Source organism: Nocardioides sp. NPDC006303 (assembly GCF_040613175.1).
GTDB lineage: Bacteria > Actinomycetota > Actinomycetes > Propionibacteriales > Nocardioidaceae > Nocardioides.
Window position 1 is genome coordinate 34814 of sequence record NZ_JBEXRR010000023.1, and the last position, 16181, is coordinate 50994.

A 16181-nucleotide genomic window follows, 5' to 3' on the forward strand; every position below is an offset into this window, starting at 1 on the left:
CTGAGTTTGTCACGATCACCACTCGGTGAGCACACCCGCGCCGAGGAGTCCCAGAACCACGAGACCGAGGACGACCCGGTAGATCACGAACGGGGTGTAGGTGTTGTGCGAGAGGTACTTCAGCAGCCACGCGATCACGGCGTACCCGAGGACGAACGAGACGATCGTGGCGACGATCGTCGGGCCCCAGCCGTAGAGGTTGGCACCGTGGGCGATCTCGCCCATCTCGAACAGCCCGGCCCCGAACACCGCCGGCAGCGCCAGCAGGAAGGCGTAGCGGGTCACGGTGGCGCGCTCGTAGCCGAGCGCGCGGCCCATGGAGATCGTCGCCCCGGAGCGCGAGACGCCGGGGATCAGCGCGCAGGCCTGGGCGCAGCCCATCAGGATCGCGTCGCGCCAGGACAGGTCGTCGAACTGCTTGCGGTTCGCGCCGATCCGGTCGGCGATCCCGAGGACGATGCCCATGACCACGAGCATGGTGCCGACGACGTACAGGCTGCGCAGGTCGTGCTCGATGATGTCCTTCATCACGAATCCGATCACCACGATCGGGATCGAGCCGACGATGATGAACCAGCCCATCCGGGCGTCGGTGTGGCTGCGCAGCTCGGCGTTGAAGAGGCTCCGGAACCAGGTCACGATGATGTCGCGGATGTTGCGCCACATGTAGACCACCACGGCCAGCTCGGTGCCGATCTGGATCACGGCGGTGAAGGCCGCGCCGGGGTCTCCCCAGCCGAGCAGCTCGGGGAAGATGCGCAGGTGCGCGCTGGATGAGATGGGCAGGAACTCGGTGAGTGCCTGAAGAATGCCCAGTGCGATCGCCTGCAGATAATCCACGGGCGGAAACTCTAAGGGGCATGTACGCCGCACCCGACCGCTGCCTCCCCGTCGGTGTGTCCGCCGTCACTGCCAGCGTGTCCGGCCGGGGCCCTGCGGAGGGCACGGATAGATTGTTCTCATGCAGAGCCGACTCCTCGGAGCCACTGGGCTGCGAGTCTCGTCTCTCGCCCTGGGCACCATGACCTGGGGCAGCGTGACCGACGAGCACGAGGCCCGTGAGCAGCTGGCCGGCTTCACCGAGGCCGGCGGCACGCTGGTCGACACCGCCGCAGGCTATGGCGACGGTGCCTCGGAGGCGCTGCTCGGTTCGCTCCTCGAGGAGCGTGTCGTGGCTCGTGACGACGTCGTGCTGGCGACCAAGGGTGGCATCACCTGGCGCGGCGGCACCCGGGGCGTGGACACCTCTCGCGGTGGCCTGCTGACCGGCCTCGACGCCTCGCTGAAGCGGCTCGGCGTCGACCATGTCGACCTGTGGCAGGTGCACGTCTGGTCCCCCGAGGTGCCGCTCGAGGAGACGCTCACCGCGCTCGACATGGCGCTGAGCAGCGGCCGGGCCGCCTACGTCGGCGTCTCCAACTACAGCGGCTGGCAGACCGCCCAGGCCGCGACCTGGCAGCGGGCCGTCCCGGGGCGGGCGACGCTGGCCTCGACGCAGGTGGAGTACTCGCTGCTGGCCCGCGACATCGAGTACGAGGTGCTGCCGGCCACCGAGGCGCTGGGGATGGGCCTGCTGGCCTGGTCCCCGCTGGCGGGCGGCGTGCTCACCGGGAAGTACCGCACCGGCATCCCGTCGCACTCCCGTGGCGCCGACCCGAACTTCTCCGCCCGGGTGGACGCCTTCGACGACGAGCGCTCCCGCGGGATCGTCACGGCCGTCGCCAAGGCCGCCGAAGGCCTGGAGTGGACGCCGCTGCAGGTCTCGCTGGCCTGGGTACGCGACCGACCCGGCGTCACCGCGCCGATCCTCGGGGCACGCACCGCGGCTCAGCTCAAGGAGGCGCTGCAGGTCGCCGACCTCACCCTCCCGCCCGAGATCGCGCTCGCTCTCGACGACGTCTCCGCCGTCTGATTCTCGGGACTGAAAACACCACCCCGAGGGAACATCTCTTCAGGCACACTGGTTCTCCTGAGTAGTCCATCAGAAGGAGTGCTGCCTTGGCTCGAGCCGAACGCCGTCCGCCCCGCCCGGGAGTGATGTGGGAGTACGACAAGGTGACCTTCTCGCGTGAGTTCTCCCGCAACATCGTCACCAAGCTCCTCGTCGAGCGCGCCGAGCACGGCGGCTGGGAGCTCGACCGAGTCCGGATCACCGCAGACGGCACCCGCCGGGTGACGCTTCGGCGCAAGATCATCCGGCAGCGGCTGACGGTCTGAGCGCGTCTCCGCGCTCCTCGCGCGTCCGGATAATAGGGTCCTGCGAGTGATCCATCTCGTACGCCACGGCGAAGCCGCCGGCGGGGACACTGTCGACCCCGGCCTCTCCGACCTCGGCCGACGCCAGGTCCAGGCGCTCGCCAACCGACTCGCGTTCCGTCCTGTCCGGCAGGTCCTGCACGGCCCGAGCCGGCGTACGTCCGAGACGGCCAGCATCCTCACCGAGAACCTCGGCGCGGGGCCGGTGCCCTCCGACCTTCTCGTCGACCGCACCCCGGTGCCGTCGCCGGAGCGTCGTGGCGACTACCCGACCCACCGCTGGGAGTGGTTCGAGGACGTACCGGAGGCCGAGCGCGACCTCGACGGCACCGAGCTGACCGCCGCCTGGCACAAGCTCTGGTTCGAGCACCACGACGAGGAGATCGTGCTCGTCACCCACGCGTTCGTGGTCGCCTGGTTCGTACGCGAGGTCCTCAACGCCCCGCCGGCGACCTGGATGCGGATCGGCCCGATCGGCAACGCGACCCTGACCAGCATCGGACCCAATCTCGCCGGTGAGCCCGTCGTCGAGACGTTCAACGCCGAGGTCATCCTCCCGATCTGATCTATCTGGGCCGATCTGGATAACCGGCGCCCACAAGGTGCCAACAACATGGCCATCACCCCGCGACACGGCCTCGCAAGCCTTCGCCACGCTGGCAGGATCCGCCCGTGATCTCGGCACTCGACCCCCTGACCCCCGCCCAGCGCGACCTCCTCGACCAGTGGCTCCCCGGAGCCGAGGTGGTCGCCGACCGCAGCGCATTGCACCGCGCCGGCACCACCGCCCTCGTGCTCTCAACCGGTGAGGACCGGTTCCTGGTGAAGACCACGACAGAAGGCGTACGCCACATCGACCGCGAGCTCGCGGCCCACCGCAGCTGGCTGGCCCCTTGGACCGACGCCGGCCGCGCGCCGAGCCTCGTCGAGGCCGACCTCGACGCCCGCATCATCGTGATGACCCACCTCGACGGCGAGCCGGCGAGCACCTCGGCCGCCATCCACGACCCCGAGATCTACCGCCAGGCGGGCGAGCTGCTGGCGACGTTCCACGGCCAGACCAGCGTCGAGGACGAGGACTACGAGCCGGAGCTCGACGAGCGCGCCCTCACCTCGTTGGAGGGCGCCGGTCTCGGGGCCGACCTGACCGAGCGACTTCACACCGAGATCACCTCGTGGCCGACACCGACGACGGTGCTCGTCCCCACCCACGGCGACTGGCAGCCGACCAGCTGGGTCCTCGACGCGGGCACCCTGCGCGTGATCGACTCCGGCCGCTTCGGCTTCCGCCCCGCCCTCTACGACCTCTCCCGGCTCTCCGCGCAGGACTTCCCCCACAACGACACCTTCGAGAAGGCCTTCCTCGAGGGCTACGGCTCCGACCCCCGCGAGCCCGACGCCTGGCACCGCCTCCAGGTCCGCGACGCCATCTCCGTCGCGGCCTGGGCCCACCGCACCGGCCACGCCGAGGTAGCCGCCCTGAGCGAAGACACCCTCACCGCCCTCGTCCCCTGAACCGACGCTGAGTCGGCTCGTTCTGACCGAATTCCCCGCCGAGTCGGCTCGTTAAGACGAGCCGACTCGGCGATGTTTTTCGTCAGTTCGGGCCGACTCGGCGCGATCGGCTCCTCAGACCTGATCGAGGAAGCGGTCCATGACCCGCGCGCCGAACTGGAGCGCGTCGACGGGCACCCGCTCGTCCACACCGTGGAAGAGCGCGGTGAAGTCGAGCTCCTCGGGCAGCCGCAGCGGCGCAAAGCCGTACGTCCTCATCCCGAGCCGCTTGAAGTGCTTGGCGTCCGTGCCGGCGGACATGAGATAGGGGGCGACCAGGGCGTCGGGGTCCTCGGCGATCAGCGAGCGCTCCATCGCGGCGACGAGGGCGCCGTCGTAGGGGGTCTCCCAGGGCATCTGGTTCTGGTCGAACTCGATGTCGATCCCCTCGCCGCACAGCTTGCGCAGCGTCTCGAAGAAGTCGTCCTCGAAGCCGGGCAGGAAGCGGCCATCGACGTGGGCGGTGGCCTCGGTGGGGATGACGTTGACCTTGTAGCCGGCGCTGGTCATGGTCGGGTTGGTGACGTTGCGCAGGGTGGCGCCGATCATCCGGGCGGCAGGACCGAACTCCTCGACGAGCCGCTCGGCGTTCTCCGGGGTGGGCTCCTCCCCCGCGATCTCGCCGACCGCGGCGAGCAGCGTCTGCATCGTCGGGGTCAGCTGCACCGGCCACTCGTGGGCGCCGATGCGGGCGATCGCGCCGGAGAGCCTGGTGATCGGGTTGTCGCGGTTGATCATCGAGCCGTGCCCGGCGGTGCCGCGGGCGGTCAGCTTCATCCAGGCCATGCCCTTCTCGGCGGCCTCGATGAGATAGAGACGGCGTCCCTTCACCGTGGTCGAGAAGCCACCGACCTCACCGACCGCCTCGGTGCAGTGGGCGAGCAGGTCGGGGTGGTCCTCGACGAGCACATGGGCTCCCTTCATCCCGCCGGCCTCCTCGTCGGCGGTGAAGGCGAGAGTGATCGGGCGCTCCGGGATCCGCCCGGTGCGCTGGCGCTCACGGACGACCGCGAGCAGCATCGCGTCGAAGTCCTTCATGTCGACGGCGCCTCGACCCCAGACGTACCCATCCTGGATCTCGCCGGAGAACGGGTCGATCTGCCAGTCCTCTGCGGCAGCGGGGACGACGTCGAGGTGACCATGCAGAAGCAGCCCGTCCTGCCGACCGGTGGTCGAGCCTGTCGAGACCCCGCCCCACTGCGCGACGACCGAGGCCCGCCCGTGCTCCGACTCGTAGATCTCGGAGGAGATGCCGACCTCGTCGAGCTGCGCCGCGACGTACTCGGCCGCCTTCCGCTCCCCCGGGCCCGGGTCGTTTCCGTAGTTGCTGGTGTCGATGCGGATCAGGTCACGGCAGAGGTCGACGACCTCGGTCTCGGCGCTGGTCATACCGCCACCGTATCGACCGCATGCGACAAACCGCCCCCTGACGTCCACCTATGCGCAACCTGAGGATTTCAGTGCGGTTGGATGCGTGGGTTTCCATGGGCGCATGCAGAAGCGTGCCCTCCTCTCCGCTCACCGCGCCGCGGCGCGTCAGTCGGGGCACCGTGACAACTCCTGGGAGTCGCTTCTGGAGGCCGTGCGGATGGAGGTCGACTACGTCGAGTTCGACGTGCACCGCACCCGCGACGGCGAGTTCGTCCTCCACCACGACGGCCACATCCGCGACCGCATCGGCCGCAGGGTGAAGATCGAGGACCGGACGTACGCAGCGCTCTCGCGGCTCGCGCCGTTCCGCCTGGTGCGCTACCGGGAGGCGCTCGAGCTGCTCGCCTCCCACGGCAAGCACGCCCACATCGACCTCAAGTTCGCCTCGCCGTCGAACCACCTCGGGCTCCCGCACGAGGTCGACGCCGCCGAGATCGCCCTCGAGGTGATGAACGAGAGCTTCATCGTGACCACGATGGTCGACGAGTCCGTACGCGTCCTGCGCGACTGGGCCGACCTGCGCGCCCCCGAGACCCTCGTCGGCCTCTCCCTCGGTGGCGTCGACTTCCGCCACCACCCGCTCAAGCTCGTCCACCTCAAGCTCTCGGAGTTCTTCCCCGAGGGCCGCATCCGCCGCTGCCGCTCCAACCTGGTCGTCGTCGAGCACCGCCTCGCCGACGCCTGGCTGCTGCGCTGGGCCCACCGCCGCAACATCAAGGTCCTCGTCTGGACCGTCGACAACCCCGGCCGCCTGCGCCGTTTCGTGCACGACAAGCGCGTCTGGATGGTCACCAGCAACCACCCCGCCCGCGCCCTTGTCCCCGCCTGATCCTGACAGGTAGGTCGAACGCAGGCTCAGCGCCGTCGGCGCGACTCCTCGTCGAGCCGACGAGCCGCCTCCACCTCAGCCGTGCTCGGACTCGGTCCACCCGCATCTCCCAGCGAGTCCAGACTCCCCGCCCGGGCTCGTTCCTCCTCGGCCTTCGTACGCCCGACCGCACCGACGCCGTCATAGGGCACCCCGTCACCGTCGAGATCCGTCGCCGCGTCACCACGTCCTTGGCGCACTGCGAGTATGACACCGGCACCGAGCGCCACGACGATGGCGAGGAACCCGATCATCACGATCAGAGAAAGCATCGAACCACCTCCACGAGATCGAGGGCTTGTCTCCCTCGTTGCGTCCAGCGTGCCCTACGCCTCCGCATGGGTCTACCGGATTCACCCCCACGCCCCACGGTCATCATTGGCCCATCCCGCCACACGCCCCCGATTCGGCACCCCGGCCCCCTCCTGATAATGTTCTTCCTGTTGCGCGCGGGTGGCGGAATAGGCAGACGCGCTAGCTTGAGGTGCTAGTCCACGTATTAGTGGGTGGGGGTTCAAGTCCCCCCTCGCGCACAGAGAGAAACCCCAGGGAGACCTGGGGTTTCTCGCATTTCACGAGGCTGCTCATGGCCGAATAGTGCGGCCCGTAGGGCGATCGGCGCGCAGACCCGCTGTCGTCGTACAGCGAGGACTGCGAAGTCGACCGCCGAAACTAGGACTCCTAGGTCATCAGCAGGCAGGGAGACCGGCCGGCTCACGCTCCACCGCCGGGGCCAGGGCACCGGTCGGATCGACGTGAACCGCATTGTTCTCACTGGCTGTGGTGGTGCGCCGGACCAGCGCTACGTGGGCGACCGCGGCGAGCGCGACCGACGCGACGGTCACGATGCCCAGCGGCAGGACAGCCTCCGCGCCCCCGAGTCCGACCAGTGGCGCGGAGATGCCGCCGAAACCGAATCGGGCCATGCCGAGCACGGAGGATGCGGTTCCGGCGAGCTCGGAATAGTCGGCGAGTGCCAGCGAGGTGGTCGGCGGCGCCGCGACGGCGGTGCCCGAAGCCAGGACGAACAGAGAGACGAGGACGACAGGAAGGGCAAGGTCGAACAGGCCGGTGGCGAGCAGGCCGAGGGAGCCGCCGGCAGACATGACGATGCCGACGACGAGCGTGCCGCGCTCGGACCAGCGCTCGGCGGCGCGGCCGCCGAGCCAGCCGAAGACCATGAACCCCAACGAGTTGGCACCGAACGCGATCGAGTAGCCCTGCGGAGAGAGACCGTAGGTGCCCTGAAGGATGTACGTCGCACCGCTGAGGTAGGCGAACAGGGCAGCGTAGGTGAGACCACAGATCAGCACGGATCCGACGAACAGCCGGTCCGAGAGCAGCGTACGGAAGTCACGACCGGTCTGACGCAGCCCACCGCCGGTGCGCTGCTCGACAGGAAGGGTCTCGCCGAACAACGCGAAAGCGGCGACGAGGAGAACGACGCCGATCGCGGCGAGGAAGAGAAAGAGCCCACGCCAGTCGGTGAAGTTGGCCAGCTGACCACCGACGACGGGTCCGACGATCGCCGCGAAACCGCCGATGACGGTGAGTCGTCCGTAGAAGCGAATCAGCGCGCCACCCTCGTACACATCGCGTCCCGCGGCTTGGGCGATGACGATGCCCACTGCTCCGGCAAGGCCCTGGACCAGGCGCGCCAGGACGAGCGTCTCGATGGTGGGGCTGAACGCGCACAGGGCCGAGGCGACCACGTACGCGGTGATCCCGGCCAACAGCGGAAGTCGACGTCCGAACCGGTCGGAGAGCGGCCCCGCGATCAGCTGTCCGACGGCGAGGCCGACGAGGCAGGCGGTCAGGGTGAACTGGGCGGCGGACGTGGCAGCACCGAGGTCGTCGGTGAGCGCCGGCAGGATCGGGAGGTAGAGGTCCATCGAGATCGGCCCGAACACGGTGAGCAGCATGAGCAGCGTGGCGAGCACAAGACCGACCCTGCGGGTGGCGGGACGGTCGGAGGGTGTGGATTGCACAGGAGCCTTCCTGGGATTGACGTCGTCTTTCTCGTACGCCACTACGACACCACCGTTCCGGTGCCCGCGAGAGTCCCGCCTGATGGGTGTACTCGCAGGGTGTCCCTCACGCGCGGCATCGCCAGGGAGCACCCGGGCGGGGGGCAGCGGTCGTCGCCAGGATTCATCGTGTCGTGGTCGAGGTCATCAGTCCTCAGTCGGCGATCGTGACGGTGACGTCGCCTTCCTCGAGCGCCTCGAGCTGCTCGCGAGACGCGTCGAAGACGCCCAGGTGGACGATGTCGGCAGAGAGTGCACCACGCTCGCCCTCGTAGAAGAAGGCGATGTCGCCCCACGGGACGTAGATGGCCAGGTCGCCGGCGCCGGCACTCGACGGCGGAGAACCAGCTGTCCGAATATCCCGCGGCGGATAGGCGATCTTCTCCGCACCATTGAAGTCCTCGAACGTGAGCGTGAGCGGCAGCATGGTCAGCAGGTCACGTACGGCGGGGTTGTCCTGGTCGATGCGCACGTCGATCGCGCCCCCGGAGGCGGCGAAACGGATGACCGTACCGATCACGTCGTCGTTCATTGAAGTCCCCTCAGTTGGGCTCGGCTCGTTCGTGGGCGTGGTCTGAGTCGGCGTAGGCGTAGGCGTAGGCGACGCGACGGGCGGCGATGGAGCGCTGCCGGTCTCGAGACCATCCCCGGAGGGTGCACCGCATGCGGCGAGGACCAGCGCAAGTGCGACAGCTGCTCCGAGGCCGACGACGAGCCTGAATGGTGTCATCGAACCATCGAGGATTCGGCTGGAGACGCGCTCGGTGAGCAGCGCGGCGACGGGCGGGATTCTCATTCCGCCCATTCGCCGACGAAGGACCGGAACGCGCCACGGTCGCGGTGGAGGGACCAGATGCGATCGGCGAGAGCGTCAGGCTCGTGGTCGGGCTCGCCGCCGCCGATGCCGCGGGGGATGATCAGTTGCGCGACATGGATTCTCTCGGGCGCGAGGGCGTCGTGCAGCATCTGGCCGTAGGCACTCTCCCCGGCGAAGGCGACCGAGGTACCGGCCACACCGCCGCTCGGGCGGACAGCACTGCCGCCGTTGATGAACAGGATCGTGCCACGGCCCAGCTCCCGCAGCCCCGGCAGGACATGCTGCACCGCAGTGACCGGTCCGTACACCGACTGCTCGACGGGCCCGACAAGATCCCCCGCCGTCGTCTCGAGCACCGGCTTCATGAACTCGCGCGCAGGGACCGGGCTGTACTGCAGGACCTCGATCGGGCCGAGGTCCGCCGCCGCGGCGGCGAGGGCTCTGCGTAACGCCTGCGGATCGCGGACGTTCGCCGCGTATCCCCGCGCGGTCACGCCGTCGTAGGTCAGCTCGGCGGCAAGCTGGTCGACATTGGATTGTGCGCGGGAGATCAGCGCGATGGAGAACCCCTCGCGACCGAAGCGGCGCGCAGCAGCCTGCCCGAGCCCGGCGCCAGCGCCGATGATGGCGACTGTGGTCATGATGTTCCTTTCGTCAGGAGATCCCGGTCCGTGGCTCACAGGAGGCTGTCGATGGTGATCGGCAGGTCCCGCACCCGGCGCCCGGTGGCGTGGAAGACCGCGTTGGCGATGGCCGGGGCGACGCCGCAGATGACGACCTCGCCTAGTCCCTTGACGCCGATCGGGTCGGGGTAGTCGTCGCGGCCGCCGAGATAGATCGCCTTCAGGTCCGGTACGTCCGCGTTGACGGGCACCAGATAGTCGGCGAAGTTCGCGTTGACGATGCGCCCGTCGCGGTGGTCGGTGACGGTGTGCTCGAGCAGTGCCTTGCCGATGCCCCCGACCATGCCGCCGAGCGCCTGGCTCTCGGCCAGCCGCGGGTTGATGATGCGTGCGGCGTCGTAGACGCCGAGCATACGGCGCACCCGCACCAGGCCGAGCTGTGCGTCGACGCCGACCTCGGCGAAGACGGCACCGTAGGCCCAGGCCGACTTCGTCGCCTCCTCGCGCGGGGAGAAGAGGCCGGTGGCCTGGATCCGGGTCCGGCCGTTACGCGCCATGAGCGCACGGTAGGTCTCGCCACGGCTGGCATCGTTGCGCAGCTGCAGCCGACCCCGGCGTACGACGATGTCGGCCGGGTCAGCGCCGCGCAGCGGTGAGACGGGGTCGTTGACCGCGAGGTCGATCGCCTCGCGGCGTACCTTGTCGGCGCCGTTCTGGACCGCTGAGCCGACACTGGCCATGGTCATCGAACCACCATGCGGCGGGGTCGCGGGCATGACGGAGTCACCCAGCCGGAAGTCGACGTCGTCGAGCCTCACGCCGAGGGCGTCGGCCGCGACCTGGGTCATCGAGGTGTACGTCCCCGGACCCATGTCACTGGTCGCCGACTCGACGAGCGCCGTGCCGTCGATCCGGAGCCGGACGCGCGCCCGGGCCGGCGCGACCGAGGTGTGGTAGAGGGCACTGGCCATACCGATGCCGACCTGCCAGTCGCCGTCACGGGTCGAGCCCGGCTCTGGATTGCGCCGCGACCAGCCGAACTCACGCGCACCGACGTCGTAGCACTCCAGCAGCCGGCGGGTCGAGAACGGCAGACCGGACGACTCGTCCTCGGTCGGCTCGTTGCGGCGGCGCAGCTCGATCGGGTCGATGCCGACCTCGTAGGCGAGCTCGTCCATCGCAGTCTCGATCACGTGGTCACCGGTCGCTGCCCCGGGGCCACGCATCCAGATCGGAGTGTTCACGTCCAGCGGAACGGTGCGGTAGTCCTGGCGTACGTTGGGCGTGCTGTATTTCATCTGCCCGGCCGAGAGCACCGCCTCGGAGAAGGTCTCATAGCTCGACGTCTCCGCGCGCACGACGTGGTCGGTCGCCAGCAGACGGCCATCACGGTCCGCGCCCACCGTCAGCTGGTAGCGGTAGGCGGGCCGGAAGCCGGTGTTGAAGTACATCTGTCGCCGGGCCAGCACCAGCTTGACCGGGCGGTCCAGCTCGCGTGCCGCGACCGCGGCGATGACCGTGTTCGGCCAGGTGCGCAGCCCGCTGCCGAAGGCGCCGCCGATGTAGGGCGACAGCACGCGGACGTCGTCCTGAGCCAGGCCGAAGACCGCTGCCAGCTCGACCTGGGTGCCGTCGCCGACCCACTGGGTCTTGTCCCACACGGTGAGCTTGTCGCCGTCCCAGCGGGCGATGGTGGCGTGCGGCTCCATCGGGTTGTGGTGGTTGCGCGAGAGGTTGTAGGTGAGGTCGAGCCGGACCGGAGCGTCGGCCAGCGCGGCCTCCACATCACCACGCGAGTAGTTGGTCGGCTCGTCGGGGGTGCCGTCCTCCAGCTCGGTGGTCGGCGACTCCTCGTCGTAGGTCACCTCCACGAGACGGGCACCGTGCTGTGCCGCCTCGAGGGTCTCGGCGACCACGACGGCGATCGGGTGGCCGAAGAAGAGCACCCGGTCGTTCTGGAAGACACGGATCCGCTCACCGGGAAGGTTGTTGGAGCCCGCGTTCTCCTGGTAGGGCAGCTTCGGCGCGTTCTCGTGGCTGACCACTCCCAGAACGCCCTCATGCGCTTCGGCAGCTGAGGTGTCGATCCCGGTGACGCGGCCGCGACCGATGGTGGCGTCCACGATCGCGGCGTACGCCATGTTCTCGATGCCGTGCTCGTGGCCGTGGTCGGCTGCGTATGGTGCCTTGCCGGTGACCTTCAGGCGCCCGTCGATGCGGACCTTCGGCTCGCCGACGACTACCTCGGGCTGGCTGCTCATCGGCGTCCTCCTACCACTCGCAGCTGACGTTCGACCGTGCGCTGGAGCAGGTCGACCTTGAACTCGTTGTCAGAGAGCGGCTCGGCGCCCTCGGCGGCATGTGCCGCCGCCGTACGCCACAGCTCATCGCTCGGACGGCGTCCGACGAGCGCCTTCTCGACGCCGCGGAGCCGCCAGGGCACCGTCCCCACTCCCCCGGCGGCGACCTTCGCAGACTCGATCACCCCGCCGCGTACGCTCAGGGCGACCGCCGCCGAGGTCAGCGCGAACTCATAGCTCTGCCGGTCGCGGACCTTCAGATAGCCCGAGCGCAGCGGCTTCGGCTGGGCCGGGATCTCGATGCCGGTGATCAGCTCGTCCTCGCCCAAGTCGTGCTCACGCTCGGGGTGCCGCCCGGGTCGGAGCAGGAAGTCCTCCAGCGTCACGACCCGACGTCCGCGGGAGCCCTGCAGGTGCACGATGGCATCAAGCGCGACCAGGGCGACGGCGAGGTCCGACGGGTGCGTCGCCACGCACGAGGACGACCCGCCCAGGATGGCGTGGGTGCGGTTGTAGCCCTCGAGGGCGGCACAGCCCGAACCCGGATCGCGCTTGTTACAGGCCGCGGAGACGTCGCGGAAGTAGGTGCAGCGGGTGCGCTGCATGATGTTGCCACCGATGGTGGCCATGTTGCGCAGCTGCGCCGACGCGCTCAGCTCCAGGGCCTCGGAGACGACCGGGATCTCGTTGCGGACACGGCGGTCCGCCGCGGCCTCCGACATGGTCACCAGCGCGCCGATCAACAGACCGCCGCTCGGCGTCGGCCTGATCCGCCGCAGAGGCAGGTCGGAGATGTCGACCAGTGCCCCTGGCCGCTCGACCTCCTCGCGCATCAGGTCGACCAAGGTGGTGCCGCCGGCGATGAACCGGCCACCGTTCTGGGCGGCCGCGATGGCCGCACGCGGACTCTCGGCCCGCAGATACTCGAACGGATACATCGGTTCACGCCCCCTTGGCTGCGGCCTGCTGCACCGCGTCGACGATCTTCACGTAGCATCCGCAGCGGCAGATGTTGCCGCTCATCCACTCCCGGATCTCGCTCTCGGAGCCGGTGTGGCCCTCCCGGATGCACCCGACGCCCGACATGATCTGGCCCGGTGTGCAGAAGCCGCACTGCAGGGCGTCGTTGTCGATGAACGCCTGCTGCAATGGGTGTAGCTCGTCACCGTCGGCCAGCCCCTCGATCGTGGTGACCTCGGCACCGTCCATGCGCACCGCGAGCGTCAGGCAGGCGTTGACCCGTCGCCCGCCGACCAGGACGGTGCACGCGCCGCACGCGCCGGCGTCGCAGCCCTTCTTCGTACCGGGCTGGTTCAGGTGTTCACGCAGCAGATCCAGCAAGGAGGTGCGGTTGTCGACGTCGACGACGTGCCGCCGGCCGTTGACCCGCAGCGTCACGGTGCTGGTCGGTCCGTCGGCCGCCGCCGGGCCCGCCGCGACGGACACCCCCGCGGAGACCGCGACCGCACCCGCGGTCGTGGCGCCTGAGGCAGCGATGAACGTACGCCGCGACAGACCTCCTCGACCTGCTTGCTCTTCGGTGGTGGGATCTGTCGACATGCATGCTCCTTCACGAGTTTCGGGCAAGGGTGATCACTGTGGCGGCGGGCCTCGAAAGCCGGCCGAAACGGACGGGATCAGACGGGTGGTGCGGCGGCGTACTCCGCATCGGTCACAGGCGTCATCCAGCGCACGACCGGGTGGTCGTCGTCGCCCTCGTTGATGGCGACGTGCACCATCAGCCGGTTGGGGGCCGCACCGTGCCAGTGCTCCTCGTCGGCCTCGAAGAGCACGCGATCGCCCGGACGGATGACCTCGATGGGACCGCCGCGGCGCTGGCACAGACCCACGCCCTCGGTGACGAAGACGGTCTGGCTCAGCGGGTGTCGGTGCCAGTGGGTCCGGGCGCCGGGCATGAAGTGCACCAGGCTCGCGGTGAGCCGTGACGGTGCCGGCGCGGCGGCGACCTGGTCGACGTAGACGTCGCCGGTGAACCAGTCCGCCGGACCCTTGAAGGTGTCGATCGAGCTTCGGGTGATCTGCATCTGCTTCGTTCTCTCTCGGGCTTTCTCAGGCGCCGGTGGTGAGCAGGACCTTGGTGGCCTGGCGCTTGTCCATGGCGGCGTACGCCTCAGCGGCCGACTCGAGCGGGAGCGTCAGGTCGAAGACCCCGCCCGGGTTGATCTGGTCGCTCATGATCAGCTCGACCAGGTCGGGCAGGAAACGGCGTACGGGCGCCGGGCCGCCGTGCAGGTGGATGCCGGAGAAGAACAGCTCCAGACCGTCGAGCGAGACGTCGTGGGAGACCCCGACGTAGCCGACGTGACCACCGGGGCGGGTGGCGCGGATCGCCTGGTTCATCGACTCCTGGGTGCCGACGGCTTCGATCACCGAGTGCGCCCCGAGCCCACCGGTGAGCGCCTTGATCTTCTCCACTCCGGCGTCCCCGCGCTCCTCGACGATGTCGGTCGCGCCGAACTTCCGGGCAAGGGCCTGGCGGTCGGCGTGCCGGCTCATCGCGATGACCCGCTCAGCACCGAGCCGCTTGGCGGCGAGGATCCCGAGGAGGCCGACCGCGCCGTCGCCGACCACGGCGACGGTCTTGCCCGGGCCGGCCTCGGCGGCGACGGCCGCGAACCAGCCGGTGCCGAGGACGTCGGAGGCGGCCAGCAGGCTCTTGAGCTGCTCGTCGGTCGGCTCACCGGGAACGACCACGAGGGTTCCGTCGGCCAGCGGGATGCGGGCCTTCTCTGCCTGGGTGCCGATGCCGCCGTGAACGAACTCGGCGTGCACGCAACGCGACTGGTAGCCGGCCTGGCAGATCTCGCAGGTGTTGTCGGAGATCACGAACGACCCGACGACGAAGTCGCCCGGCTTCAACGTGGTGACCTCGGCGCCGACCTCCTCGACCACCCCGACGTACTCGTGCCCCATCAGCAGTCCCTCGGCGGGCTCCTGGCCGCGGTAGGGCCACAGGTCCGAGCCGCACACACACGCAGCGGTCACCCGGATGACCGCATCGGTCGGCGCCTCGATCTTCGGGTCTTCACGGTCCTCGACACGTACGTCGCCCGGGCCGTGCATCACTACTCCACGCATGCTGACTCCTTCGTTCAAGTTGTCGTGGGACTCCTCCCACGAGACAAGTCAACGCACCTTCAGACAAACACGGGAGTCACTGTCGAGGGGTGCACCAGAAGGGCACCCCTCGTCGGCAAAGTGCCGCTTATCCTGGGGGAATGGACAACCGAGCAGAGGTACGCGAGTTCCTCATCACCCGCCGGGCCAAGGTGACTCCGCAGGACGCCGGGCTCCCACCCGGGCCCAACCGACGGGTGCCCGGGCTGCGCCGCTCCGAGGTGGCCCTGCTCGCCGGTGTCAGCGTGGAGTACTACGCCCGCCTCGAGCGCGGCGCGATCGGCGGCGCCTCCGCCTCCGTGCTCGACGCCATCTCCAACGCGCTCCGGCTCAGCGACACCGAACGGGCCCACCTGCTCGACCTCGCCCGCGCCGCCGACGGCATCCCCACCTCAGCCCGCGCCCGGCGGAGGCCCTCTAAGCCCGCTCCCCCGCGGCCGTCCCTGCAGTGGGCGCTCGACTCGATCACAGAGGGCGTCGCGTTCGTCCGCGACACCCACCAGAACCTGCTGGCCACCAACCCGCTCGGACGGGCCTTCTACACACCCCTGATCGGCGACGGCGGCCGCACCCCCAACCTCGCCCGGTTCCAGTTCCTCGACCCCGCATCGCGCGACTTCTACCCCGATTGGGACCTCTTCGCCGAGATGTGCGTCACGATCATGCGCGCCGAGGCCGCCCGCGACCCCCACGACCGGATCTTCCAGGACCTCGTCGGCGAGCTGTCCACCCGTAGCGAAACCTTCCGTCGCCTATGGGGTGCCCACGACGTACGCCAGCACGGTGCCGGCACCAAACGCTTCCACCACCCCGAGGTCGGCGAAGTCACCCTCGCCTATGAAGAGCTGGCGGTCACCGCCGAGCCCGGACAGGTCCTGATGGTCTACACCGCCGAGCCAGGCTCGCCCTCGGCCGACCGCCTCAAGCTGCTCGCCTCCTGGGGCGCCGAGCTGCCGGCGTACGCAGCCGGAACCACCCCTGCCTGAGAGTCAGGCCAACCACGTTCGCAGAAGTTCGAGCAGTTTCGAAGGTCACGCAGACGGGCTCGACATGACCTTGGCAGTCAGGCATTAGTTGACAATATCTGGTCGCACCGGAGGAAGGCCCATGCCAGAACGCCTCGCAAGCCAGCTTCGCCGCGGCTACATCGATACCTCCCGGCCGACT

At 69.2% G+C, this 16181-nt stretch carries 18 protein-coding genes and 1 tRNA gene; 7 read left to right on the forward strand and 12 right to left on the reverse strand.

All coding sequences use genetic code 11. The features are described 5' to 3' along the window. Nucleotides 1-15: 15 nt before the first annotated feature. Nucleotides 16-840: an undecaprenyl-diphosphate phosphatase gene (locus ABZY89_RS17925; protein WP_355229340.1), complete on the reverse strand. Its 825-nt coding sequence runs from the start codon at nt 838-840 to the stop codon at nt 16-18. A 121-nt stretch (nt 841-961) separates the two neighbouring features. Here ABZY89_RS17925 and ABZY89_RS17930 point away from each other — a divergent pair, with 121 nt between their 5' ends. The 4 genes from ABZY89_RS17930 (at nt 962) to ABZY89_RS17945 (ending at nt 3771) form a co-directional block, all read left to right on the forward strand. Beyond that, entirely contained in the window at nt 962-1912 is a 951-nt protein-coding gene (locus tag ABZY89_RS17930; protein WP_355229341.1) for an aldo/keto reductase, read from the forward strand. Nucleotides 1913-1998: 86 nt separating this feature from the next. Beyond that, nucleotides 1999-2217 carry a DUF5703 family protein gene (locus tag ABZY89_RS17935; protein ID WP_307785624.1) on the forward strand — a complete coding sequence of 73 codons (219 nt, stop codon included), beginning with the start codon at nt 1999-2001 and terminating at the stop codon, nt 2215-2217. 46 nt (nt 2218-2263) lie between these two features. Next, nucleotides 2264-2821 (forward strand): histidine phosphatase family protein, encoded by a 558-nt coding sequence (locus tag ABZY89_RS17940; RefSeq protein WP_355229343.1) that lies wholly within the window; start codon nt 2264-2266, stop codon nt 2819-2821. A 107-nt stretch (nt 2822-2928) separates the two neighbouring features. Further along, a complete protein-coding gene (locus tag ABZY89_RS17945) occupies nt 2929-3771 on the forward strand; it encodes an aminoglycoside phosphotransferase family protein (protein ID WP_355229344.1) in 843 nt (280 codons plus the stop codon). 114 nt (nt 3772-3885) lie between these two features. Here the strand turns inward: ABZY89_RS17945 and ABZY89_RS17950 are convergent, their stop codons facing one another. Next, a complete protein-coding gene (locus ABZY89_RS17950; RefSeq protein WP_355229346.1) occupies nt 3886-5199 on the reverse strand; it encodes a M20/M25/M40 family metallo-hydrolase in 1314 nt (437 codons plus the stop codon). Between the two features lie 103 nt (nt 5200-5302). Between ABZY89_RS17950 and ABZY89_RS17955 the strand changes: the two genes are divergently transcribed. Then, complete coding sequence (locus tag ABZY89_RS17955; protein WP_355229348.1) at nt 5303-6070, forward strand: glycerophosphodiester phosphodiesterase; 768 nt, start codon at nt 5303-5305, stop codon at nt 6068-6070. A 26-nt stretch (nt 6071-6096) separates the two neighbouring features. Here ABZY89_RS17955 and ABZY89_RS17960 read toward each other — a convergent pair whose 3' ends face one another. Further along, the gene (locus ABZY89_RS17960) at nt 6097-6381 is read right to left on the reverse strand and encodes a hypothetical protein (protein ID WP_355229350.1); all 285 of its coding nucleotides are present in this window, start codon (nt 6379-6381) and stop codon (nt 6097-6099) included. A gap of 175 nt (nt 6382-6556) precedes the next feature. Here ABZY89_RS17960 and ABZY89_RS17965 point away from each other — a divergent pair. Continuing rightward, nucleotides 6557-6642, forward strand: a tRNA-Leu gene (locus ABZY89_RS17965). Nucleotides 6643-6798: 156 nt separating this feature from the next. Here the strand turns inward: ABZY89_RS17965 and ABZY89_RS17970 are convergent. The 9 genes from ABZY89_RS17970 to ABZY89_RS18010 form a co-directional block, all read right to left on the reverse strand. Beyond that, complete coding sequence (locus ABZY89_RS17970; RefSeq protein WP_355229352.1) at nt 6799-8097, reverse strand: multidrug effflux MFS transporter; 1299 nt, start codon at nt 8095-8097, stop codon at nt 6799-6801. A gap of 193 nt (nt 8098-8290) precedes the next feature. Then, on the reverse strand, nt 8291-8668 hold the full coding sequence (locus ABZY89_RS17975; protein ID WP_355229354.1) for a cyclophilin-like fold protein: 378 nt from the start codon (nt 8666-8668) through the stop codon (nt 8291-8293). Between the two features lie 10 nt (nt 8669-8678). Beyond that, nucleotides 8679-8801, reverse strand: coding sequence for a hypothetical protein (locus ABZY89_RS17980; RefSeq protein WP_355229356.1), 123 nt, complete (start codon nt 8799-8801; stop codon nt 8679-8681). 127 nt (nt 8802-8928) lie between these two features. Beyond that, complete coding sequence (locus ABZY89_RS17985) at nt 8929-9594, reverse strand: SDR family NAD(P)-dependent oxidoreductase (RefSeq protein WP_355229358.1); 666 nt, start codon at nt 9592-9594, stop codon at nt 8929-8931. A gap of 35 nt (nt 9595-9629) precedes the next feature. Further along, nucleotides 9630-11837: a xanthine dehydrogenase family protein molybdopterin-binding subunit gene (locus ABZY89_RS17990; protein ID WP_355229360.1), complete on the reverse strand. Its 2208-nt coding sequence runs from the start codon at nt 11835-11837 to the stop codon at nt 9630-9632. Further along, nucleotides 11834-12814 (reverse strand): xanthine dehydrogenase family protein subunit M, encoded by a 981-nt coding sequence (locus tag ABZY89_RS17995; protein WP_355229362.1) that lies wholly within the window; start codon nt 12812-12814, stop codon nt 11834-11836. The genes ABZY89_RS17990 and ABZY89_RS17995 overlap by 4 nt, the downstream gene beginning before the upstream one ends. A gap of 4 nt (nt 12815-12818) precedes the next feature. Beyond that, nucleotides 12819-13436 carry a (2Fe-2S)-binding protein gene (locus ABZY89_RS18000; RefSeq protein WP_355229363.1) on the reverse strand — a complete coding sequence of 206 codons (618 nt, stop codon included), beginning with the start codon at nt 13434-13436 and terminating at the stop codon, nt 12819-12821. 77 nt (nt 13437-13513) lie between these two features. After that, nucleotides 13514-13921 (reverse strand): cupin domain-containing protein, encoded by a 408-nt coding sequence (locus ABZY89_RS18005; protein WP_355229365.1) that lies wholly within the window; start codon nt 13919-13921, stop codon nt 13514-13516. A 25-nt stretch (nt 13922-13946) separates the two neighbouring features. Beyond that, complete coding sequence (locus ABZY89_RS18010; RefSeq protein ID WP_355229367.1) at nt 13947-14975, reverse strand: zinc-dependent alcohol dehydrogenase family protein; 1029 nt, start codon at nt 14973-14975, stop codon at nt 13947-13949. A gap of 140 nt (nt 14976-15115) precedes the next feature. Here ABZY89_RS18010 and ABZY89_RS18015 point away from each other — a divergent pair, with 140 nt between their 5' ends. After that, complete coding sequence (locus ABZY89_RS18015) at nt 15116-16000, forward strand: helix-turn-helix transcriptional regulator (RefSeq protein WP_355229369.1); 885 nt, start codon at nt 15116-15118, stop codon at nt 15998-16000. The last annotated feature ends 181 nt before the right edge of the window (nt 16001-16181 follow it).